General features: G+C 72.1%; 20 protein-coding genes. 11 read left to right on the top strand and 9 right to left on the bottom strand.

The features are described from left to right. Positions 1-852: ROK family protein (locus GTW40_RS13090; RefSeq protein WP_202485806.1), on the bottom strand; the 852-nt coding region annotated here is incomplete at its 3' end. 120 nt (positions 853-972) lie between these two features. Between GTW40_RS13090 and GTW40_RS13085 the strand changes: the two genes are divergently transcribed. The 3 genes from GTW40_RS13085 to GTW40_RS13075 all read left to right on the top strand — a co-directional run bounded on the left by GTW40_RS13085 (position 973) and on the right by GTW40_RS13075 (position 6,775). Then, positions 973-2,421, top strand: a complete 1,449-nt coding sequence (locus tag GTW40_RS13085) for a hypothetical protein (protein WP_343245680.1) — start codon at positions 973-975, stop codon at positions 2,419-2,421. Beyond that, the gene (locus GTW40_RS13080) at positions 2,418-4,355 is read left to right on the top strand and encodes a glycogen debranching N-terminal domain-containing protein (protein WP_161180342.1); all 1,938 of its coding nucleotides are present in this window, start codon (positions 2,418-2,420) and stop codon (positions 4,353-4,355) included. The genes GTW40_RS13085 and GTW40_RS13080 overlap by 4 nt, the downstream gene beginning before the upstream one ends. A 347-nt stretch (positions 4,356-4,702) precedes the next feature. Then, entirely contained in the window at positions 4,703-6,775 is a 2,073-nt protein-coding gene (locus tag GTW40_RS13075; RefSeq protein WP_343245679.1) for a CDP-alcohol phosphatidyltransferase, read from the top strand. 90 nt (positions 6,776-6,865) lie between these two features. Here GTW40_RS13075 and dusB read toward each other — a convergent pair whose 3' ends face one another. Continuing rightward, positions 6,866-7,999, bottom strand: a complete 1,134-nt coding sequence (dusB, locus tag GTW40_RS13070) for a tRNA dihydrouridine synthase DusB (protein WP_161180341.1) — start codon at positions 7,997-7,999, stop codon at positions 6,866-6,868. A 183-nt stretch (positions 8,000-8,182) separates the two neighbouring features. Here dusB and GTW40_RS13065 point away from each other — a divergent pair, with 183 nt between their 5' ends. Beyond that, on the top strand, positions 8,183-9,631 hold the full coding sequence (locus GTW40_RS13065) for an MFS transporter (protein WP_161180340.1): 1,449 nt from the start codon (positions 8,183-8,185) through the stop codon (positions 9,629-9,631). 27 nt (positions 9,632-9,658) lie between these two features. Here GTW40_RS13065 and GTW40_RS13060 read toward each other — a convergent pair whose 3' ends face one another. Further along, the gene (locus GTW40_RS13060) at positions 9,659-10,222 is read right to left on the bottom strand and encodes a hypothetical protein (protein ID WP_161180339.1); all 564 of its coding nucleotides are present in this window, start codon (positions 10,220-10,222) and stop codon (positions 9,659-9,661) included. Further along, a complete protein-coding gene (locus tag GTW40_RS13055) occupies positions 10,219-11,094 on the bottom strand; it encodes a helix-turn-helix transcriptional regulator (RefSeq protein WP_161180338.1) in 876 nt (291 codons plus the stop codon). Before GTW40_RS13055 ends, GTW40_RS13060 begins: the two co-directional genes overlap by 4 nt. Before the next feature lie 178 nt (positions 11,095-11,272). Between GTW40_RS13055 and GTW40_RS13050 the strand changes: the two genes are divergently transcribed. From GTW40_RS13050 to GTW40_RS13040, 3 genes are all read left to right on the top strand, one after another. Then, complete coding sequence (locus GTW40_RS13050; protein ID WP_161180337.1) at positions 11,273-12,703, top strand: MFS transporter; 1,431 nt, start codon at positions 11,273-11,275, stop codon at positions 12,701-12,703. A gap of 122 nt (positions 12,704-12,825) precedes the next feature. After that, a complete protein-coding gene (locus GTW40_RS13045) occupies positions 12,826-13,053 on the top strand; it encodes a hypothetical protein (protein WP_161180336.1) in 228 nt (75 codons plus the stop codon). A gap of 98 nt (positions 13,054-13,151) precedes the next feature. Continuing rightward, complete coding sequence (locus tag GTW40_RS13040) at positions 13,152-14,291, top strand: serine hydrolase domain-containing protein (protein WP_161180335.1); 1,140 nt, start codon at positions 13,152-13,154, stop codon at positions 14,289-14,291. 14 nt (positions 14,292-14,305) lie between these two features. On the opposite strand, the gene GTW40_RS13035 is transcribed toward GTW40_RS13040, so the two are convergent. The 5 genes from GTW40_RS13035 to GTW40_RS13015 all read right to left on the bottom strand — a co-directional run bounded on the left by GTW40_RS13035 (position 14,306) and on the right by GTW40_RS13015 (position 18,110). Continuing rightward, complete coding sequence (locus tag GTW40_RS13035) at positions 14,306-14,530, bottom strand: type II toxin-antitoxin system HicA family toxin (RefSeq protein WP_026248464.1); 225 nt, start codon at positions 14,528-14,530, stop codon at positions 14,306-14,308. Continuing rightward, positions 14,527-14,739, bottom strand: coding sequence for a type II toxin-antitoxin system HicB family antitoxin (locus GTW40_RS13030; protein ID WP_161180334.1), 213 nt, complete (start codon positions 14,737-14,739; stop codon positions 14,527-14,529). The genes GTW40_RS13035 and GTW40_RS13030 overlap by 4 nt, the downstream gene beginning before the upstream one ends. 113 nt (positions 14,740-14,852) lie before the next feature. Beyond that, the gene (locus GTW40_RS13025; protein ID WP_161180333.1) at positions 14,853-15,443 is read right to left on the bottom strand and encodes a TetR family transcriptional regulator; all 591 of its coding nucleotides are present in this window, start codon (positions 15,441-15,443) and stop codon (positions 14,853-14,855) included. 101 nt (positions 15,444-15,544) lie between these two features. Further along, positions 15,545-16,555, bottom strand: coding sequence for an aldo/keto reductase (locus GTW40_RS13020; RefSeq protein WP_161180332.1), 1,011 nt, complete (start codon positions 16,553-16,555; stop codon positions 15,545-15,547). 172 nt (positions 16,556-16,727) lie between these two features. Further along, the gene (locus GTW40_RS13015; RefSeq protein ID WP_161180331.1) at positions 16,728-18,110 is read right to left on the bottom strand and encodes a glycine--tRNA ligase; all 1,383 of its coding nucleotides are present in this window, start codon (positions 18,108-18,110) and stop codon (positions 16,728-16,730) included. Positions 18,111-18,348: 238 nt separating this feature from the next. On the opposite strand from GTW40_RS13015, the gene GTW40_RS13010 reads away from it, so the two are divergent. From GTW40_RS13010 to GTW40_RS12995, 4 genes are all read left to right on the top strand, one after another. Further along, positions 18,349-19,314 (top strand): metal ABC transporter substrate-binding protein, encoded by a 966-nt coding sequence (locus GTW40_RS13010; RefSeq protein ID WP_161180330.1) that lies wholly within the window; start codon positions 18,349-18,351, stop codon positions 19,312-19,314. Beyond that, complete coding sequence (locus GTW40_RS13005; RefSeq protein WP_161180329.1) at positions 19,311-20,084, top strand: ATP-binding cassette domain-containing protein; 774 nt, start codon at positions 19,311-19,313, stop codon at positions 20,082-20,084. Before GTW40_RS13010 ends, GTW40_RS13005 begins: the two co-directional genes overlap by 4 nt. Then, positions 20,084-20,977 (top strand): metal ABC transporter permease, encoded by an 894-nt coding sequence (locus GTW40_RS13000; protein WP_161180328.1) that lies wholly within the window; start codon positions 20,084-20,086, stop codon positions 20,975-20,977. Before GTW40_RS13005 ends, GTW40_RS13000 begins: the two co-directional genes overlap by 1 nt. Before the next feature lie 62 nt (positions 20,978-21,039). Further along, positions 21,040-21,456 (top strand): Fur family transcriptional regulator, encoded by a 417-nt coding sequence (locus GTW40_RS12995; protein ID WP_161180327.1) that lies wholly within the window; start codon positions 21,040-21,042, stop codon positions 21,454-21,456. The last annotated feature ends 70 nt before the right edge of the window (positions 21,457-21,526 follow it).

Here is a 21,526-nt window from a genome sequence, read left to right as displayed (position 1 = left end):
GACCGCGCCGCCGCTGGCGACGGCCGCGAGGCAGCCGTAGGAGCCGCACCGGCACAGCGCGTCGGTGCCGACCCGGATGTGCCCGATGTCGCCCGCGCCGCCGTCGATGCCCCGGTAGAGCGCGCCGTCCACGACGACCCCGGCGCCGATGCCGGTGGACACCTTGACCAGCACGAACGCCGCGCAGTCGGGGTGTCCGGTGCGCTGCTCGCCGTAGGCCATGAGGTTGGCGTCGTTGTCCACGAGGACCGGGACGGCGGGGGCGCCGGTGTGTTCGGTGAAGGCGCGGGAGAGGCGGCCCCTTATGTCGTAGCCGTCCCAGCCGGTCATCATCGGGGGCTGGATCACCTGGCCGGTCTCGCTGTCCACGGGGCCGGGCACGCCGAGCCCGATGCCGCAGACCTCCTCGGGGCGGTGGCCCGCCTGGTCGAGCAACCGGGCGAACCAGCGGCCGAGTTCGGCGAGGACCGCCTCGGGGCCGTCCTCCACGACGAGGGTGCCGGAGTGCTCGGCCAGGATCTCGCCGGTCAGGGTGAGGACGGCGGCGCGGGCGTGCCGGGTGTCCAGGTCGGCGGCGAGGACGACCGCGTGCGAGCCGTCGAACTCCAGGGTGACGGCGGGGCGTCCACCGAGCGGGGAGTCCACCGGGCCACCCGCGCCCTCGCGCAGCCAGCCCGCGCGGAAGAGCCGGTCCAGGCGCTGGCCGACGGTCGCGCGGGACAGCCCGGTCATCTGCTGGAGGGCGCCCCGGGTGACCGCGCGCCCGCTGCGTACCAGTTCGAGCAGGTCCCCGGCGCTCGACTGAGCGCCTCCCCTGGCCGTCTTTCCCGTCCTGCCGACCCGTCCGGTCATGCACACCCCCTTGTGTTCCTCAAGCTTGCATTACATATTGAGTTTTGCGTGTTAAATAGACGTAACCCTGCGGTAGACACAACCAAACCTGGCCGGCCGGACGTCTTCGGGGAGCCCCGAGTGGATCGCACTGCCCAGCTCACTGCCCGTGTCACGGAGCGCGAGATCGCATACGATCCGCCACCCACGACATCGCTGCACGTCAGGGCGGCCCGTGTATTGCAGACGAACTGGACGGGCGCCTCGACGGTCCCCTCGCGGAGCCTGTATCCGCACCAGTGGTCCTGGGACTCGGCGTTCATCGCGATCGGGCTGCGCCATCTCTCGCCGCTGCGGGCCCAGACCGAACTGGAGACGCTGCTCGCGGCGCAGTGGGCCGACGGGCGCGTGCCGCACATCGTCTTCCACCCCTCCGTGCCGCTCGACGCGTACTTCCCGAGCCCCGACTTCTGGCGCTCCTCGGCCGCCGGACGCGCCGCGGGCGCCCCGCGCACCGTACAGACGTCCGGCATCGTGCAGCCACCCGTGCACGCGCTGGCCGCGTGGCTGGTGCACCGGGCGGACCCGGGCCTGTCGCGGGCGCGCGGCTTCCTCGCCCGGGTCTATCCCCGGCTGGCCGCCTGGCACCGGTATCTGCTGCACCGGCGGGACCTCGGCGGGGGCGGACTGGTGTCGGTGGTGCACCCGTGGGAACAGGGGATGGACAACAGCCCGTGCTGGGATGCCCCGTTGGCCCGCGTCTCCCCCGCCCCGGCCCGCTCCTTCCGCCGCGCGGACCTCGCCCACGGCTCGCCCGAGGACCGGCCGACGGATCTGGACTACGGGCGGTACGTGCGCCTCGCGGCCGACTACCGCGACGGTGAATACGCCGACGGGGGCGGGGAGTTCGCCGTGGAGGACCCGGCGTTCAACGCGCTGCTCATCGCCTCCGAGCACGCCCTCGCCGAGATCGCCCGGGAGTTGGGCGCCCCCGGCACCGCCCGCCACGCGCGCGCCGAGCGGCTGACGGCGGCCCTGGTGGAGCGGCTGTGGGACGCGTCGTACGGCATGTTCCTCTGCCGGGACCTGCGCGGCGGCGGCCCGGTGCGCGAGCGGGGCGTGACGGGACTGGTCCCGCTGCTGCTGCCGGGGCTGCCCCGCGAGGTGGCGGCGGCGCTCGTACGCACCCTGCGCGGTACGCACTTCGGGCTCGGCACCACCACCCAACTCGTGCCCAGTTACGACCTGTTGGGCGACGCGTTCGACCCGCACCGCTACTGGCGCGGCCCGGCCTGGTTCAACACCAGCTGGCTGATCGAGCGAGGGCTACGGGCCCACGGCGAAGGGCAGTTGGCGGACGGAGTGCGCACCGCCTTTCTACGTACGGCAGATTCCTCGGGCTTCGCGGAGTACGTCGACCCGCACACCGGCGCGGCCTGCGGGGCACCGGCGTTCGGCTGGACGGCGGCGCTCACCCTCGATCTGCTGCACGGGGAGCCGGGGACCAACGGGCGCATGGACAAAGGCGATTCGCACGACACGCTCCTGAGCCACAGCGGCGGCAGGACGGACGAGGGAGGGGACCGATGACGGAGCGGCATCATCTGTTCGTGCGCGGGGCGACGTTCGCCGCCGTGGGCGACCGGGGCGACATCGGCGGGGTGCGCGGCGGGGGCTCGCCGGACGGGGTGTTCGTGCGGGACGCCCGGCATCTCAGCCGCTGGCAGCTCACCGTGGACGGCGCGGTGCCGGAGGTGCTGACGCCGGTCGCGGACGGGGACACGGCGCGGTGTGTGCTGGTGCCGCGTGGAGGACGTCAGGAGCCGCCGCCGTACACCCTGTGGCGCGAACAGGCCGTCGGGGACCGGGCGTTCGTGGAGTCGCTGAAGGTCACCAGCAACCTCGCGGTGACCGCCACGGTGCGGCTCGCGCTCACCGTGGACGCCGACTTCGCCGACCAGTTCGAGCTGCGCTCCGACCACCGTACGTACGCCAAGACCGGGGCCGTCCGCACCCGCCAAGTCCTGGACGACGGGATCGAGTTCGGTTACCGGCGCGGGGAGTGGCGCTCCTGTACGTCCGTCACCGCCGACCCGGCGCCGGAGGCGGTGGAGGAGACCGGCACGGGGGCGCGGCGGCTGGTCTGGACGCTCGAACTGCCCCCGTACGGCAGCGCGGAGCTGTTGCTGCGGGTGATGGCCCGGCCGCACGGTGACCGGCGCGCGGTGCGGGTGCCGCGCTCGCCCGCCGCCGTGCGGGAACAACTCCGGGATCTCCAGGTCCGGTTCGTGGAGGGCGTGGCCTTCCCGACCGGCTGGCCCGAGCTGGCGGCGGCGTGCGCGCGGGGCCTGGACGATCTGGCCTCGCTCCAGGTTCCGGCGACCGGTCCGGACGGGGAGGAGCTGCGCGTACCGGCGGGCGGCGCGCCCTGGTTCCTGGCCCTGCTCGGCCGGGACGCCCTGCTGACCGCGCTGTTCGCGCTGCCGTACCGGCCGCAGTTGGCCGCCGCGACCCTGCCCGCCCTCGCCGCCACGCAGGCGACCGGCACCGGCCGCTCCCCGCTCGCCCAGCCCGGCAAGATCGTGCACGAGGTGCGCCACGGCGAGCTGGCCCACTTCGGGCAGGTGCCGTACGGGCGCTACTACGGCTCGGTCGACGCCACCCCGCTCTTCCTCGTCCTCCTCGGCGCGTACGTGGAGCGCACAGGGGACGCGGTGCTCGCCCGGCGCCTGGAGCCGCACGCCCGCGCGGCGATCGGCTGGATGCTGGACCACGGCGGGCTGACCTCGCGCGGCTATCTCGTCTACCGCGCCGACGAGGGCGGCCTCGCCAACCAGAACTGGAAGGACTCCCCCGGCGCGATCTGCTGCGCCGACGGCACCCGGCCGACCGGCGCGGTGATGGCGGCGGGCGCGCAGGGGTACGCCTACGACGCGCTGCGCCGTACGGCGTGGGTGGCGCGGACGGTGTGGGACGACGCGACGTACGCCGCGCTCCTGGAGCAGGCGGCGGCCGACCTCCGCGACCGTTTCCAGCGGGACTTCTGGATGCGGGAACGGTCCTTCCCCGCGCTCGCGCTGGACGGCGAGGGCCGCCGGATAGACGCGCTGGCCTCCGACGCGGGGCATCTGCTGTGGTCGGGGCTGCTGGACAAGGAGTACGGGGAGATGGTGGGCCGCCGCCTGCTGGAGCCGGACTTCTTCTCCGGCTGGGGCGTCCGCACGCTGGCGTCCGGCCAGGCGGCCTACCACCCGCTCTCCTACCACCGTGGCTCGGTCTGGCCGCACGACAACGCGCTCATCGCCCTCGGCCTCGCCCGCTACGGCCTCCACGACGAGGCCCGCGCGGTCGCCCATGGCCTGGTGGACGCGGCGACGGCGGGCGGTCACCGGCTCCCCGAGGTCCTCGCGGGCTACGACCGCGACACCCATCCCGAGCCGGTACCGTACCCCCACGCCTGCGTACGGGAATCCCGCTCGGCCGCGGCTCCGCTCGCCCTCCTCACCGCGGTCGGAGGTGCGTGACATCAACCTTGACCGGGCGTTTGCCCGGTATTTGCCGAGCGCCCTGAACATGGGTCGGCGGCCGCCCGTACGAGAGAACGGCGGGCCAGGCTGACCGGTCCCGACCGGTCCCGCCCAGCCTCCCCAGCGCGGCCCGCCTCCTCCCCCCACCCCAGCCCGCGCACGGAAGGACCCCCGGGTTGCCTCAGCAAAAGAACACGAGCCATTCACCGAGCACGGCGGGGGGAGCCGAGACCGTCCTGGACGGGGACTCCGGCGGGGCGGGGACGGCCACTTCCGTGGAGTCCTCGGACACGGGGTCAGCCCCGGGGAACTCCGCTTCGGCCGGGGGCGCGACGGCCACCTCCGTGGAGGACGTGGACACCGCCGTCCCGGCCTCGCCGACGGCCGTGCCTGCGGGGGACGCGGACACCGACCAGGACGACGCCGAGACCGGAAGCACGGACGCGGCCGAGGGCACCGGAGCCGCCCCGGAGGGCGTGAAGGCCACCGCCGCCACGGACACCCCTGCGGGGAACGCCGACGCGGCCCCCACCGAGGGCGGAGCTGAAGGTGCGGCCCCGGACAGTGGCGCAAGCGCCGGTCCGGAGGCGGCTGTTCAGGGCGCGACCGGTGCGAAGGCCGCCCCCGGCGAGCACACGGACGCGACGGAGTCGGCCGGCGGTGCCGCCGAAGCGAGCGGCACCCCGGACCCCGAGGCCGCCACCCCGGGTGACGAGCCCCCTGCCGAGCCCCCAGCCAAGTCCCCTTCCTGGGCCGCCCGTTGGCGGGACAAGAACCCCGGTGCCGCCCGAGTCCTCTCCCTCGCCCTCACCGTCATCGCCGCGATCCTCGTCGTCGTGGCCCTCGTGATGCCCAGCAGCAGCTACGGGATCGGGCCCGCCAACTTCCTCCGCCTGCCCGGGGAGGCGATCGTCGGGGCCGCTGTGATGCTGGCGCTGCCGCGTCGGCCGAGGGTGGTCCTGGCCGCCGTCTCCGGTGTCGCGCTCGCCGCGCTCACGTTGCTGAACTGGCTGGACATGGGCTTCCGCCAGTATCTGGGGCGGACGTTCAACATGGTGCTGGACTGGACGCTGCTCGGGGACGCGCAGTCCTATCTGGAGGACTCGCTCGGCCGGACGGCGACGCTCGCGGCGACGGCAGGTCTGATCGTGGTCGTGCTGCTGATGTTCGTCGTGCTGGCCCTCTCCGTCGTACGGCTGAGCAATGTCATCGCCCGGAATCAACGCGTCGCGACCCGCGCCACGTTGATCGCCGGTGTCGCCTGGATCGCCTGCTCCTCCCTCGGGTTGCGGATCGCCGATGTGCCGCTCGCCTCGAACACCGCCCTCGCGGCGATGCACAGCCAGACCGAGCGGGTGAGCGAAACCCTGCGGGACGAGGCGGAGTTCGGGAAGATCGCCAAGGTGGACGCCTTCGGCGACACGCCCCCCGCCCAGCTCGTGCCCGACCTCCGCGGCAAGGACATGCTCTTCACGTTCATCGAGAGCTACGGCCGCAGCGCGATCGAGGACCCGATCATGGCGCCCGGTGTGGACAAGACCCTGGACGAGCGCACCGAGGCGCTGACCAAGGCCGGTTACCACGCCAAGAGCGGCTGGCTGACCTCCGCGACGTACGGCGGCAGCAGCTGGCTCGGCCACTCCACCACCCTGTCGGGCCTGTGGATCAGCAACCAGCAGCGCTACCGCACGGTGATGGCCAGCGACCACCTCAGCCTGACGAAGGTGTTCCAGAAGAGCGGCGCCTGGGACACCGTCGGCATCATGCCGGGCGTGCAGAAGGCATGGCCGGAGCAGAGCTACTTCGGCCTCGACAAGGTCTACAACGCCTTCGAACTCGGCTACAAGGGACCGAAGTTCAGCTGGTCCACGATGCCCGACCAGTACGCCCTGGAGCAGTTCCAGCAGCGCGTCCACGGCAAGAAGCGCACCGACGGCAAGTCCCTGATGTCCGAGATCATCCTCACCTCCAGCCACCAGCCGTGGGCGCCGATCCCGAAGATGGTCGGCTGGGACCAGCTGGGCGACGGCTCGGTCTTCAAGGGCATCGAGGCGGCGGGCAACAAGTCGGCCGACGTCATCGCGGACACCACCAAGTCCCGCGAGGAGTACGGCAAGTCGATCCAGTACTCGGTCACCGCGCTCACCGAGTGGCTCACGCGCTACGGCAGTGAGGACACGGTGCTGGTCGCCCTCGGCGACCACCAGCCCATCGCCCGCGTCAGCGGCAACCACGCCAGCCGTGACGTGCCGATCTCCATCATCGCCAAGGACCCGAAGGTCCTCGACAAGGTCGCGGACTGGGGCTGGTCCGACGGCCTGCGCCCGGCGCACAACGCCCCGGTGTGGAAGATGAGCGCCTTCCGCGACCGCTTCCTGACGGCGTACGGCTCCACCCCGCACCCCAAGAAGGGCTGAGCCCAGAAACAATGAGAAGGGCTGAACCCCCGAGCGGTTCAGCCCTTCTTCGCGTTCCCGGACGGCACTCGGCCGTCCCGACGGGGTCGCTCAGCCGCCGGAGGTGTCCAGCTCCGCGTCCTCGCCGACGCCCGCGCAGTCGTACGGGTCCTTCAGCCAGCCGTCCGGCAGCACCACGCGGTTGTTGCCGGAGGTACGCCCGCGCGGGCCGTCCGCCCCGGTGGGCCACGCCTGGCCGAGGTCCAGCTCGTCGAGACCGGCGCGCAGCTCGTCCAGCGACGAGGTGATCGCGAGCCGCTTGCGCATCTCGGAGCCGACCGCGAAGCCCTTGAGATACCAGGCGACGTGCTTGCGGAAGTCGATGACGCCCTTGGACTCGTCACCGAGCCACTCGCCGAGCAGGGTCGCGTGCCGGACCATGACGTCGGCCACTTCCTTCAGGCTCGGCCGCGCCAGTTCGTCCGTACGCCCCTCGAACGCGGCCACCAGGTCCGCGAACAGCCACGGCCGGCCGAGGCAGCCGCGTCCGACGACCACGCCGTCGCACCCGGTCTCGCGGACCATGCGCAGCGCGTCCTCGGCGGACCAGATGTCGCCGTTGCCGAGCACCGGGATCTCCGGGACGTGCTCCTTGAGGCGGGCGATGGCCTCCCAGTCGGCGGTGCCGCCGTAGTGCTGGGCGGTGGTGCGGCCGTGCAGGGCGATGGCGGTGACGCCCTCCTCGACGGCGATGCGGCCCGCGTCGAGGTAGGTGATGTGGTCGTCGTCGATGCCCTTGCGCATCTTCATGGTGACCGGCAGGTCACCGGCGCCGGAGACGGCCTCGCGCAGGATGGCGCGCAGCAGGTTCCGCTTGTACGGCAGCGCCGAGCCGCCGCCCTTGCGGGTCACCTTGGGGACCGGGCAGCCGAAGTTGAGGTCGATGTGGTCGGCGAGGCCCTCCTCCGCGATCATGCGGACGGCCTTGCCGACGGTGGCCGGGTCGACGCCGTACAGCTGGATCGAGCGCGGCTTCTCGCTCGCGTCGAACCTGATCAGCTGCATGGTCTTGTCGTTGCGCTCGACCAGCGCCCGGGTGGTGATCATCTCGCTGACGAACAGGCCCTTGCCTCCGCTGAACTCCCGGCACAGGGTGCGGAAGGGCGCGTTGGTGATCCCCGCCATGGGTGCGAGCACGACGGGCGGCGCCACGGCGTGCGGGCCGATGGAGAGGGGCTGGTTCATCAGGGGCTCCGGGTCGGATGTCGGGTGGGCGGCCGGCGCCGGTGGGGCGTGGGCCGTCGTCCATTGTCCCCCATGTCCCTCACGTGCCCGCCCTTTCGCCGATACGCGGCCGCTGCTCCACCGGATATCCGTGCATTGGTAATTAGTTAGCCGCACTATTGAAATGGGCGTACGATGGGGCGCATGCCCGAGCTCAGCCACCGGCGGCGGCTGCTCGTGCTCGCGATCTGCTGCATGAGCCTGCTGATCGTGAGCCTCGACAACACCGCCCTGAATGTCGCGCTCCCCTCGATGCAGCGCGAACTGCACGCGACCACCTCCGGCCTCCAGTGGACGATCGACGCGTACACGCTGGTACTCGCCTCGCTGCTGATGCTCGCGGGCTCCACGGCGGACCGGATCGGCCGCAAGCGGGTCTTCATGACCGGCCTGACGGTCTTCACCCTCGGCTCCCTGCTGTGCTCGCTGGCGCCGAACCTGGAGCTGCTCGTCGTCTTCCGCATGATCCAGGCGGTCGGCGGCTCGATGCTCAACCCGGTCGCGATGTCGATCATCACCAACACCTTCACCGACCCGCGCGAGCGGGCGCGGGCGATCGGCGCGTGGGGCGCGGTGGTCGGCATCTCCATGGCGGCGGGCCCGCTGGTCGGCGGGCTGCTGGTGGAGTCGGTCGGCTGGCGCTCGATCTTCTGGGTCAACCTGCCGGTGGGCGCGGCGGCCCTGCTGCTGACGCTCCGCTTCGTCCCGGAGTCCAGGGCGCCGAAGCCGCGCCGTGCCGACCCCGTGGGCCAGCTCCTGGTGATCGCCCTGTTCGGCTCGCTGACGTACGCGATCATCGAGGCGCCGGACGCGGGCGCGGCGACGGTCCTGCCCTTCGGCGCGGTGGCGCTGGCCGCGCTCCTCGCCCTGCTGATCTACGAGCCCCGTCGCGCGGAACCCCTGATCGACCTGCGCTTCTTCCGCTCGGCCCCCTTCAGCGGGGCGACGGTGATAGCGGTGAGCGGTTTCGCGGCGCTGGGCGGCTTCCTGTTCCTGTCCACGCTGTACCTCCAGAACGTCCGCGGCCTGGACGCGCTCCACGCGGGCCTCTGGATGCTCCCGATGGCAGTCCCGACCCTCCTCTGCGCACCCCTCTCCGGCCGCCTGGTCGGCAGCCGGGGCCCCCGCATACCCCTCCTGCTGGCAGGCGCCGCGATGACCCTGAGCGGCATCCTCTTCGCCGCCTTCGAAGCCGAGACCTCCAACCTCACCCTCCTCGCGGGCTACGTCCTCTTCGGCATCGGCTTCGGCTTCGTCAACGCCCCGATCACCAACACGGCGGTCTCCGGCATGCCCCGGGCCCAGGCGGGCGTGGCGGCGGCGGTGGCCTCCACGAGCCGCCAGCTGGGCCAGACCCTGGGCGTCGCGGTGGTCGGCGCGGTCCTGGCGTCCGGCATCGGCGACTCCCCGTACCGCGACGCCTTCGTCTCCGCCGCGCGTCCCGGCTGGTGGATCCTGACGGCCTGCGGCGCGACGGTCCTGGTCCTCGGGTACGTCACGAGCGGGCGCTGGGCCCGGGGTACGGCCACGCGCACGGCGGAGCGGCTGGAGGCGCCGGAGGTCCGGGAGACGGTGGGGGCGGGGCGGGCCTGAGCCGGGCGCCCGCACGCGGACGCGTCCTCACTCGTGGAGGTCCGCCAAGGAGGCTTCGATCAGGTCCGTGATCCCCGCGCAGGACCGCAGTGCGAGGGCCTCCCGGAAGACGTCAGAGACGTGATCCCTGGCGGATGCGTCGTACACCCCGCACATGAGGAGAACGTCGACACAGCTCGGATTGCCGTGCGCCTTCAGGTCGGCGGCGAACAGCCCGAGACGGTCCGTCATCCGCCGCACGCACTCCCGCACCGACACCGGGCCGACCAGGGCGATGTCCACGTGATCGTCGTAGCCGCCGGCGATGGTGGCGAGGAGGTCGAACATGCGCCTTCGCCCCTCCGTCCCGGCGCCCTCCAGCCCCGCGACCAGGCACGAGGTCAACGGCAGGGCGCACTCCGAGAGGCGGCCCTGCACGAGCGCGACGCTGTCGATCTCCGACCAGGCGACGTCCGCCTCCTGCGCCGACTCGGCCGAGGCGAGCCGCTCGACGGCGTCAGGCAGGCGCTCCGCTCCCCCGAGGAACGACCGGTGAGCGGACCAGTCGTAGCGCTCCAGCTCAGCGGCCAGCAGCGGGTTCCGCCCGCTCACCCCGCCGCGCACGCCAGCTCGTACAGCCGCTCCAGCCGCACCCGCGTCTCCTCGTTCTTCGGGGTGTAGATCACCATCCGGGGACCCGGGTCGGGGCTGAGCCACAGGTCCGTGTGTTCCAAGGTCAGGTGTCCCACGTACGGGTTGAGGAACTCCTTCGTCTTGGAGCGGTTGCCGACGACCTCGTACCGCTCCCAGTGTTCGCGGAACTCGGGGAGGGTCTGGAGGCGCTTGAGCAGCATCTTCCAGGCGGGTTCGCCGAGGTGGCCCGCGAGGGAGGCGCGGAGGCGGGCGGCCATGAGGCGGAGGGTGTCGTCGAGGTGGACGATCGAGGAGCGCCAGTCGGGGTGGGTGTAGGCGAGGAGGACGCAGTTGCGGTCCTCGGGCGGGACGGCGTCCAGGTCGCAGAGCATCCGGGCGTAGGCGCGGTTGTAGGCCAGGATGTCGTAGCGGCTGTTCTGCACGGCGGCGGGGTACGGCTCCATCTGGCGCAGCGCGTCCCGCAGGGCCGGGGTGAGACTCGGGCAGGTCGCGGCGGGCGTGGGGTCGGTGGCCCCGGCCAGCTGGAAGAGGTGGGCCCGCTCGCTGGGGTCGAGCAGCAGGGTGCGGGCGAGGGCGTCGAGGACCTGGACCGAGACCTGGATGTTGCGGGCCTGCTCCAGCCACGTGTACCAGGTGACGCCCACGGCGGAGAGGTGCGCGACCTCCTCCCGGCGCAGTCCCGGCGTACGGCGCCGCGCGCCCCTCGGCAGTCCCACCTGCTCCGGCGAGATGCGCTCGCGGCGGCTGCGCAGGAACGTGGCCAGCTCATGGCGCCGGATCTCCGCGCTCTTGGTCACGGGGGCGATGGATTCCTGGGCCATGGTCGACATGGTTCCAGAATGCGCCCGCCCCCACCCCGTTTCCAGGTACTTCCGCTACCAGGATGAGCGGGAATCAGTACCAGGTCGCCCGGTCTGCCGGGCCGGTTGGAAGGGATTGGCGGGTAGTTCCGGTACCAGGATGAGAACACTCTGGTACCCGTCTGCGGCGGGGCGCAGGCTCGTGGACATGACCGAGACCCTCACCGGCGCGCCCACCGTGCGCGCCCCGGCGGCGGCACCCACCCTCACCGGGCCGGGCCTGCTGACCGTCCTGCTGGCCGCGGCGCTGCCGCTGGTCGACTTCTTCATCGTCAACGTCGCCCTGCCCGCCATCGGCGCCGACCTCCACGCGAGCGAGGCCGTCCTGGAACTGGTCGTCGCCGGATACGGCGTCACCTACGCCGTGCTGCTCGTGCTCGGCGGCCGCCTCGGGGACCTCTTCGGACGGCGGCGGCTGTTCATCGCCGGTATGGCCGCCTTCGGGGTCACCTCGCTCGCGTGCGGGCTCGCGCCGGGCGCGTGGAGCCTGGTCGCGGCGCGGGCCGCGCAGGGCGCGTCGGCCGCGCTGATGCTCCCGCAGGTGCTCGCCACCATCCAGGCCACGACGACCGGCGGCCGCCGCGCCCGCGCGATGAGCCTGTACGGCGCGACGGCGGGGCTCTCCATGGTGATCGGGCAGATCCTGGGCGGCGTCCTGGTAGCCGCCGACATCGCCGGTACCGGCTGGCGCTCGATCTTCCTGGTCAACGTGCCCGTGGTCGTCCTCGGCCTGGTCCTCGCCGTCCGCCGCGTCCCCGACACCCGCTCCCGGCACCCGGAGCCCGTGGACGTGCCCGGCACCGTCCTGCTGGCCGTCGCCCTGCTCGCGCTGCTCGCCCCGCTGACCGAGGGCCGCGCGACGGGCTGGCCGCTGTGGACGTGGGTGTCGCTGGCCGTGTTCCCGGTCGCGGCCTGGGCGTTCTACGCCGTCGAGCGCCGCGCGGACCGGCTGGGGCGGACCCCGCTGCTGCCGCCGAGCCTGTTCGCGGCGCCGTCGCTGCGACGCGGGCTGCTGATCATCGTGCCGTTCTCGCTGGGCTTCAGCGGGTTCATGTTCGTGATCGCGCTGAGCCTCCAACAGGGGGCGGGGCTGGGACCGGTGGCGGCCGGGCTCGCGCTCGCGCCGATGGCGGTGTCGTTCCTGCTCGTCTCGCTGGCCGGGCCGCGGCTGATCGCCCGCTTCGGCACGCGAGTGGTCGCCACCGGGTCCGTACTGCAAGGGATCGGCGTCCTGCTCATCGCGCTCACCGTGTGGCGCGACTGGCCGCACCTGGGTCTCGGCACGCTGCTGCCGGGCGCGGCCGTCGCCGGAGCCGGTCAGGCACTCCAGCTGCCGAACCTGATGCGCATCGTCCTGGCGGAGGTACCGTCCGCCCGCGCCGGAGTGGGCAGCGGCGTCCTGACGACCACCCAGCAGGCGTCCCTCGCCCTCGGCGTGGCCACCCTGGGCGCCCTCTTCCTCGGCCTGATCCCCCACCTGGGGATGCGCGACGCCCTGCTCGTCGCGCTCGTCACCCAACTCGGAGCCATCCTCGTCACGGGCCTCCTGAGCCTGCGGCTGCCGAGGGAGGTGGGGTGAGGGAGGGGTGGCGTGGGGAAGGTGAGGTGGAGTGAGGGGCACACATGTGGGCCCGCCCTGTGTAACGGGCCTCACCCCTGGTTCCCGCCCCCACCTCCCTCCCCGTGCTGCACACTCCGGCCATGGACAGCAGGGGTGCGGACAGTGTGCGGCGCTGGGATCGGCACGGGCGGGCGCATGTGGTGGGGGTACGGCAGAACGGGCTGCGGCGGGTGATCAGTTGCGGGACCTGCGGCTGGCGGGAGGGGACGCGGTTCCTGCCGTGGGGGCGGGCGGGGGAACACCTGGAGAGGGCCGCGGCGCATCTGGCCGAGGCCCATCAGGCGACCGTCGACCCCGCGCGGCGATGAGTCGGCGCGGCCGTGGGAGTCGTAACACCTGACGGCCCGTGACCACCCACGGACCAGACCACCCACGGACCACCCACGCCGACCGGAGGGCGACCCCCATGACCGCACTGCACGACACCCTGCACCGGTACGTCGACGACGGCCGCCTCCCCGGCGCCGTCGCGCTGGTCGCGCATGGGGACGACGTCGAGGTGGTGGCCGTCGGACACGCGGATGGCGACCGGAGCGTGCCGATGGCGCGGGAGTCGATCTTCCGGCTCGCCTCCATCAGCAAGCCGGTCATCGCCGCCGCGCTGATGATGCTGGTCGAGGACGGGCGGGTCGCTCTGGAGGACCCGGTGGAGCGGTGGCTGCCGGAGCTGGCCGCGCCGATGGTGGTGCGGACGCCGGAGAGTCCGGTGGACGACGTGGTGCCCGCCGAGCGGTCCATCACCGTGGAGGATCTGCTCAGTTCCCGGCCCGGCTGGGGCTTCCCCGCCGACTTCTCGCTGCCCGCCGTCCGCGCGCTGCTCGCCCTGCAGAACGGCCTGGTCCCGCACTCCTACCCGGCCCCGGGCGCCTGGCTGGCCGACCTCGCCAAGGTGCCGCTGCTGAACCAGCCCGGCGAGGCGTGGCTCTACAACACCGCCTCCGACCTCCAGGGCGTGTTGATCGCGCGGGCCTCCGGCAGCACGCTCCCGGAGTTCATGGCCGAGCGACTCTTCGAGCCCCTCGGCATGAGGGACACCGGGTTCTTCGTGCCCGAGCGGGAGTGGCACCGGTTCACCACCGCCTTCCGCCCGGGCGAGGACGGCACCGCCGAGGTCGCGGACACCCACGCCGACGACTGGAAGCGGCTCCCCGACTTCCCCTCCGGCGCCGGTGGCCTGGTCTCCACCGCCGACGACTGGCTGGCCTTCGCCCGGATGCTCCTCGCACACGGCGAGAGCGCCGACGGCCGCCACCTGCTCTCCCCGGACTCCGTGACCCGCATGACCACCGACCGCCTCACCCCGGCCCAGCGCGAGGCCAGCCCCCTCTTCCTGGAGGGCCAGGGCTGGGGCTACGGCGGCTCGGTGGACATCGCCCGCACTGAGCCCTGGACCGTCCCCGGCCGCTACGGCTGGGTCGGCGGCACCGGCACCACGGCCCACCTGATCCCGGCCACCGCCAAGGTCACCATCCTGCTCACCCAGCTCGCCATGACCGCCCCCACCCCGCCCCCGGTGATGCGCGACTTCTGGCGGATCACCGCCTAGCTGAGGCTGTACGGCTACTTGAGGTGTTCGGTGAGGTCGTCCACAGTCCAGTCGGCTTGGCGGAGGATGGAGCGCAGGGTGCCCGGCGCGAGGGAGCGATGCAGGGGCACAATGACGGTCCGGTCGTCTTTGCGGTACTTGGCGTGGCTGCCCCGAGTGGAGACATGCCCGAAACCGGCGCGCTCCAGCGCCTTGACGATCTCGGTGCCGGACACGCCGTTGGGCACGGCGGGGCTCATGCGACGCGGACCTCGACCGGCGCGGTGATCACGTCGGTGACTGCGGGTACGGGAGCGTCCTCGAAGTACAGCTCCAGTGCCTCACGAAGGTTGGACAGCGCCTCCTCGATGCTCTCGCCCTGGCTGGTGACCTCTACCTGGAGGCAGCGAGCCACGTACCACTCGTCCTCATGGGTGACCGCGGCCGTCAGATGCAGTGCGTGCGTCATGGGCAAAGTCTGGCACGCCGGGCGATATCGGCGATGGCGTTTCGCCCGCCCTGCAGGCCGCCCCGCCAGGCGAACGCGGCCGAGGCCGACGTCCGTCGAGCGAGGGCCCACATCTACCCCTCCGCCCGCAACCCCCGCACCAGCAACCCCACAACCGCCTCGAAGTCCGTCTCGATCTCCGGCCGCTGCCACTCCCGCGCGTGGCAGGGGTCGTGGAAGCGGGCTGTGGCCTGGAAGACGGCGCGGGCCTCGGCGGAGGGGTCGGACGGGCGGAAGGTGCCCGTGTCGACGCCGGCCTCGATGATGGTGGCGAGCTGGCGGGTGAGGTCGGTGATGTGCTCGCCGACCGTGGCGCCGCTCTCGTCGGCCAGGACGCTGTAGGTGGCGAACAGCTCGGGGTCGTCCCCCGCCTTGTGCCGCTTGGCCTCGAACAGCGCGGCCAGCCAGTCGCGCAGCCGTTCCTCGGCGGGGCCGGGGCCCCCGGCGATGTCGGCCAGCGTGAGCGAGGTCCGGTCCAGCCAGCGCTTGGTCACCGCCTCGCGCAGCGCGGCCTTGGTGCGGAAGTGGCGGTAGACGCTGCCGTGGCTGACACCGAGCGCGCGGGCCACGTCGACCACCGTGGCCTTGGCCGGGCCATGGCGGCGCAGCACCTCCTCGGTCGCTTCGAGGATGCGCTCGGCGGTCAGGGTCTCGGTCGCTGCCATGTCCTAGACCGTACCTGGCGGAAAGGTGGCCGTGACCGGCGGAGACGGGTCCTTTCGCCGGGCGCCGCACCAGTCACCGCGCCGCGCACCGCGCCCCCGGCTCACCGCTCGCTGTCGAGCATCGCCATCTGGGCCGGGGCATACCGCTCCCCCGCCGCCGCGTCCGCCGGTACGGCCTCCTCGATGGCCGCGAGGTCGGCCGCGTCCAGGGTCACGTCGAGCGCGCCCAGCGCCTCCGACAGCCGCTCGCGGGTGCGGGCGCCGACCAGCGGCACGATGTCCTCGCCCCGGGAGAGCACCCAGGCGATGGCGATCTGGGCGACGCTCGCGCCCTTCTGCTCGGCGATCTTGCGCAGGGCGTCGACCAGGGTCAGGTTGTGCTGGAAGTTCTCGCCCTGGAAGCGCGGCGAGAAGGAGCGGAAGTCGGTGGCCGCGAAGCTGCGGTCGGCGGTGATGTGGTGGGAGAGCAGCCCGCGCGAGAGGACGCCGTACGCCGTGACGCCGATGCCCAGCTCGCGCAGGGTGGGCAGGATCTCGCGCTCGGGGCCCCGGGAGATCAGCGCGTACTCGATCTGGAGGTCGCTGATGGGGGCCGTCGCCGCCGCCCGGCGGATGGTGTCGGGGCCGACCTCGCTGAGGCCGATGTGCCGGACCCAGCCCTTCTCGACCAGTTCCGCGACGGCGCCGACCGTCTCCTCGATCGGCACGTCCGGGTCGAGCCGGGAGGGGCGGTAGATGTCGATGTGGTCCACGCCGAGGCGCTGGAGGGAGTAGGCGGCGAAGGTCTTCACCGCGGCGGGGCGGCCGTCGAAGCCGAGCCAGGCGCCGTCCGGGTCGCGCAGGGCGCCGAACTTCACGCTCAGCACGGCGTTGTCCCGCAGGTGGGCCGGGGCGGTGCGGAGGGCTTCGCCGACCAGGAGTTCGTTGTGCCCCATGCCGTAGAAGTCGCCGGTGTCGAGGAGGGTGACGCCCTTCTCCAGGGCGGCGTGCACGGTGGCGATGCCCTCCGGGCGGTCCGCTTCGCCGTACATACCGGACATGCCCATGCAGCCGAGACCGAGGGCGGAGACCTGGGGGCCGGTGGTGCCGAGATTTCGCGTGGGGATCGTCATGCGTCCAGCCTGGCACGGCGGCTGACAGAATTCAATATCTGTCATCTGTTATTTGTCAGCCACTCGTGGGTAGAAGCCCCTCGGGCACCCGAGGCGGACACCGAAGCGGGCATGAAAAAGCCCACCCTCCGGCCCGGAGGACCGGACAGGAGGGTGGGCGGAAATGCGAAGGTCAGGCGCCGATGAGACGGGCCGCGAGGTAGCCCTCGATCTGGTCGAGGGAGACGCGCTCCTGCTTCATCGTGTCGCGCTCGCGCACGGTCACCGCGTTGTCCTCGAGCGTGTCGAAGTCGACGGTCACGCAGAACGGCGTACCGATCTCGTCCTGACGGCGGTAGCGGCGGCCGATGGCGCCGGCGTCGTCGAACTCGATGTTCCAGTTCTGGCGCAGCGCCTGGGCGAGACCCTTGGCCTTCGGGGACAGCTCCGGGTTGCGGGAGAGCGGGAGCACCGCGACCTTGACCGGGGCCAGGCGGTGGTCGAGGCGCAGCACGACGCGCTTCTCCATCTTGCCCTTGGCGTTCGGCGCCTCGTCCTCGGTGTAGGCGTCGAGGAGGAAGGCCAGCATCGTGCGGCCGACACCGGCGGCGGGCTCGATGACGTAGGGGGTCCAGCGCTCGCCGGCCTCCTGGTCGTAGTACGAGAGGTCCTGGCCGGAGGCCTTGGAGTGCGCGCCGAGGTCGTAGTCGGTCCGGTTGGCGACACCCTCCAGCTCGCCCCACTCCGAGCCGCCGAACGAGAAGCGGTACTCGATGTCGGCGGTGCGCTTGGAGTAGTGGGAGAGCTTCTCCTTCGGGTGCTCGAACCAGCGCATGTTCTCCTCGCGCATGCCGAGACCGGTGTACCAGTTCCAGCGCTGCTGCATCCAGTACTCCTGCCACTCCTCGTCCTCGCCCGGCTTGACGAAGAACTCCATCTCCATCTGCTCGAACTCGCGGGTCCGGAAGATGAAGTTGCCGGGCGTGATCTCGTTGCGGAAGGACTTGCCCATCTGGGCGATACCGAACGGCGGCTTCTTGCGCGAGGCGACCTGCACCTGGGCGAAGTTGGTGAAGATGCCCTGGGCGGTCTCGGGACGCAGGTAGGCGACGGAGCCGGAGTCCTGGGTCGGGCCGAGGTGCGTGGAGAGCAGACCGGAGAACTGCTTGGGCTCGGTGAAGGTGCCCTTGTTGCCGCAGTTCGGGCAGTTGAGGTCAGCCAGGCCGCCCGTCGGGGCGTGGCCCTTCTTCTCCTCGTACGCCTCTTCCAGGTGGTCCGCGCGGAACCGCTTGTGACACGAGGTGCACTCGGTCAGCGGGTCCGTGAAGGTGGCGACGTGACCGGAGGCGACCCAGACCTCGGGGGCCAGGATGACGGACGAGTCGAGACCGACCACGTCCTCGCGGGACGTCACCATGTAGCGCCACCACTGACGCTTGATGTTCTCCTTGAGCTCGACACCCAGCGGTCCGTAGTCCCAGGCGGCACGCTGTCCGCCGTAGATCTCACTGCACGGGAAAACGAAGCCACGGCGCTTGCTCAGGCTGACGATGGTGTCGATCTTGTCGGCGGCCACGGTGCTCTCTTCATTACGACGACGGGCGTTGAAGCGAGATGCTTCCAGCGAATGATTCAGGTTACCGGCGCAGGCTCCCCCTCGGCCAAATCGGCCCCTGCCCGCAGGCGCCCCGGGACTGCGCAAGATCACCCAAGGTCACCCAACCCCTTCCCAAACTTCTCCCGTGGGCGCCCGCATCGCAAGACGCCGGACAGCTTGTTGACAACCGTTTCCATCTTTGTTGAAAATGACTGTCATGAACGTACGGCGACGCCTCATATCCGGGTCCGCGCTCGCGGCCGCCACAGCGCTGGGCCTCGGCGCCCTCACCGGCTGCTCGGGCGGTGCGAGCGCGGCGGGGAACACGGACAAGCTGGACGTCGTCGCCTCCTTCTATCCGATGGCCTTCCTGGCGAACGAGATCGGCGGCTCCCACGTCCATGTGACGACGCTGACCACGCCCGGCCAGGAGCCGCACGACCTGGAGATCAGCCCGCGGCAGATCGCGGGCCTCCAGGACTCCGACGCGGTCCTCTACCTCAAGGGGCTCCAGCCCTCGGTCGACAAGGCCGTGGCCGTGTCGCCGGTCAAGACCAAGATCGACGCCGCCACGCTGACCACGCTGGAGGAGCACGGCACCGAGGTCGGCGGTCATGCCGCCGAGCACGCCGAGGGCGGCCACGGCGACGAGGAGCAGACGGGCAAGGACCCGCACATCTGGCTCGACCCGGTGCGCTACGCCCAGGTCGCCAAGGGCGTCGGCAGCGCCTTCGCGAAGGCCGACCCGAAGCACCGGGCCGACTACGAGAAGAACACCGACGCCCTGGTCAAGCGGCTCGACGAGCTGAGCACCCACTTCGCGGACGGCCTCGCGCACACCAGGACCAAGGTCTTCATCACCACCCACGCCGCCTTCGGCTACCTCGCCGAGCGCTACGGCCTCACCGAGGAGGCCATCAGCGGCCTCGACCCCGAGTCGGAGCCGAGCGCGGTGCGCGTGAAGGACCTCCAGAAGCTGGCGAAGGCCGACGGCGTCACCACCGTGTTCTACGAGACGCTGGTCAGCGACAGGACCGCGAAGACCATCGCCGGGGACGTCCATCTGAAGACGGACGTGCTCGACCCCGTCGAGGGCATCACCGACAAGTCCCGGGGCAAGGACTACTTCGCCGTCCAGGAGGCCAACCTCAAGGCCCTCCAGCAGGCGCTGGGGGCGAAATGACCACCGACGAAACCGTGCTGGCCCTGCGTGACGTACGCGCCGAACTCGGCGGCCGCCCCGTCCTGCGCGGTGTCGACGTGACCGTGGGACGCGGCGAGGTCGTCGCGCTGCTCGGCGCCAACGGCTCCGGCAAGTCCACCGCCGTACGCACCGCCATCGGGCAGGTGTCCGCCACCTCCGGCTCGGTGGAGCTGTTCGGGACGCCGCTGAAGTCCTTCCGCGAGTGGGCGCGCGTCGGGTATGTACCGCAGCGCACCAGCGCGGCCGGGGGCGTGCCCGTCACCGTGACCGAGGTCGTCTCCTCCGGGCGGCTGGCGCGGACCCGCTTCGGCCTCTTCCGCAAGGCCGACCGGGAGGCGGTGCGCCGGGCGCTGGAGCTGGTCGGCATGGCGGACCGCGCGAGGGACTCGGTGACCACGCTTTCCGGCGGGCAGCACCAGCGGGTGCTGATCGCGCGGGCGCTGGCCTGTGAGCCCGAGCTGCTGATCATGGACGAGCCGATGGCGGGCGTGGACCTGGCGAGCCAGGAAGTGCTGGCCGCGACGCTGCGCGCGCAGGTCGCGGGCGGCGCGAGCGTGCTGCTGGTGCTGCACGAACTGGGCCCGCTGGAGCCGCTGATCGACCGCGCGGTCGTCCTGCGCGACGGCTGCGTACTGCACGACGGACCGCCCCCGCGAGCGGTCGGCCAGCATGCCCTGCCCGGCCACGACCATGTACACCCCCACGCCCCCGAGGGCACCGGACCGATCCGCACGGGACTGCTGAGCTGATGGACCTCCTGAACTACGCCTTCATGCAGCGGGCGCTCCTCGCGGCCGTCCTGGTCGGCATCATCGCGCCCGCGATCGGCATCTACCTCGTCCAGCGCCGCCAGCCCCTCATGGGCGACGGCATCGGGCACGTGGCGATGACCGGCGTCGGCCTCGGTTTCCTGCTGCACTCCTCGCCGGTGTGGATGGCCACGCTGGTCTCCGTCGCGGGCTCGGTCCTCATGGAGCTGATCCGCTGGTACGGCCGCGGCCGCGGCGACATCGCCCTCGCCATGCTCTTCTACGGCGGCATGGCGGGCGGTGTGATGCTGGTGAACCTCGCGCCCGGCGGCTCCAACGCCAACCTCTCCACATACCTCTTCGGTTCCCTCTCCACGGTCGCGCCCGCCGACGTGACCGCGATCGTGGTGCTGGCCGCGCTGGTGGTCGCGGTGACGCTGGGGCTGCGGCGGCAGCTGTTCGCCGTCAGCCAGGACGAGGAGTTCGCGCGGGTCACCGGGCTGCCGGTGCGCGCGCTGAACCTGCTGACCGCCGTCACCGCGGCCGTCACGGTCACCGTGGCGATGCGGGTCGTGGGGCTGATCCTGGTCTCCGCGCTGATGGTCGTCCCGGTGGCCGCCGCGCAGCAGCTCACCCGGGGGTTCGCGGCGACCTTCGGCCTGGCGGTCGCGATCGGTGTCGCGGTGTCCCTCGGCGGCACGGTCACCTCGTTCTACGTGGACGTTCCGCCGGGTGCCACGATCGTGCTCCTCACCATCGCCGCGTTCGCCGTCCTGGCCGTGCTGGCGACCCCGCTGGCCCGCCGACGCGCCCGCGCGCTGCGGCCCCCCGGCGACCCGGCGGAGTGCGCGATTCCGGCCACGCGGACGGCCGGGGACGAGGTCGGCGTCTGACCCGGTGGGGTCCGGGCTGGCACAATGGCCCGGTCAGAGGCGCAGACATGAGGAGGCACCCGGTGACGACCGCTGGACCGCCCGTGAAGGGCCGCGCGACCCGGCAGCGCGCAGCGGTATCGGCGGCCCTGAGCGAGGTCGACGAGTTCCGCAGCGCGCAGGACCTGCACGACATGCTCAAGCACAAGGGCGACTCGGTGGGCCTCACCACCGTCTACCGCACCCTCCAGTCCCTCGCCGAGGCCGGCGAGGTCGACGTCCTGCGCACCTCCGACGGCGAGTCCGTCTACCGCCGCTGCTCCACCGGCGAACACCACCACCACCTCGTCTGCCGCACCTGCGGCAAGGCGGTCGAGGTGGCGGGCCCGGCGGTGGAGAAGTGGGCCGAGGCCATCGCCTCGGAACACGGCTATGTGAACGTCGCCCACACGGTGGAGATCTTCGGCACCTGCGCGGACTGCGCGGGGGCGCCCTGCTGAGCTGCGGAGTGGGCGACGGGGGGAAGCCCCGCCCGCCCGGGGTAAGCCCGGCCCCCCGGCCCCCCGGCCC

Origin of the sequence: Streptomyces sp. SID4985 (genome assembly GCF_009863025.1) — a bacterium.
Taxonomy (GTDB): domain Bacteria; phylum Actinomycetota; class Actinomycetes; order Streptomycetales; family Streptomycetaceae; genus Streptomyces.
Note: the sequence above shows the minus strand (reverse complement) of the source record. Positions and strands in the feature narration are given on the sequence as shown.

Bases quoted from the DNA above. Each gene is read 5' to 3' on its own strand.
- GTW40_RS13035 (WP_026248464.1), bottom strand. From the start codon at position 14,530: ATGAGCCCCGCCGTGCCCAACGGCGTGTCCGGCACCGAGATCGTCAAG.
- GTW40_RS13065 (WP_161180340.1), top strand. From the start codon at position 8,183: ATGCCCGAGCTCAGCCACCGGCGGCGGCTGCTCGTGCTCGCGATCTGC.
- GTW40_RS13080 (WP_161180342.1), top strand. From the start codon at position 2,418: ATGACGGAGCGGCATCATCTGTTCGTGCGCGGGGCGACGTTCGCCGCC.
- GTW40_RS13055 (WP_161180338.1), bottom strand. From the start codon at position 11,094: ATGTCGACCATGGCCCAGGAATCCATCGCCCCCGTGACCAAGAGCGCG.
- GTW40_RS13010 (WP_161180330.1), top strand. From the start codon at position 18,349: ATGAACGTACGGCGACGCCTCATATCCGGGTCCGCGCTCGCGGCCGCC.
- GTW40_RS13040 (WP_161180335.1), top strand. From the start codon at position 13,152: ATGACCGCACTGCACGACACCCTGCACCGGTACGTCGACGACGGCCGC.
- dusB (WP_161180341.1), bottom strand. From the start codon at position 7,999: ATGAACCAGCCCCTCTCCATCGGCCCGCACGCCGTGGCGCCGCCCGTC.
- GTW40_RS13025 (WP_161180333.1), bottom strand. From the start codon at position 15,443: ATGGCAGCGACCGAGACCCTGACCGCCGAGCGCATCCTCGAAGCGACC.
- GTW40_RS13020 (WP_161180332.1), bottom strand. From the start codon at position 16,555: ATGACGATCCCCACGCGAAATCTCGGCACCACCGGCCCCCAGGTCTCC.
- GTW40_RS13050 (WP_161180337.1), top strand. From the start codon at position 11,273: ATGACCGAGACCCTCACCGGCGCGCCCACCGTGCGCGCCCCGGCGGCG.
- GTW40_RS13045 (WP_161180336.1), top strand. From the start codon at position 12,826: ATGGACAGCAGGGGTGCGGACAGTGTGCGGCGCTGGGATCGGCACGGG.
- GTW40_RS13005 (WP_161180329.1), top strand. From the start codon at position 19,311: ATGACCACCGACGAAACCGTGCTGGCCCTGCGTGACGTACGCGCCGAA.
- GTW40_RS13000 (WP_161180328.1), top strand. From the start codon at position 20,084: ATGGACCTCCTGAACTACGCCTTCATGCAGCGGGCGCTCCTCGCGGCC.
- GTW40_RS13030 (WP_161180334.1), bottom strand. From the start codon at position 14,739: ATGACGCACGCACTGCATCTGACGGCCGCGGTCACCCATGAGGACGAG.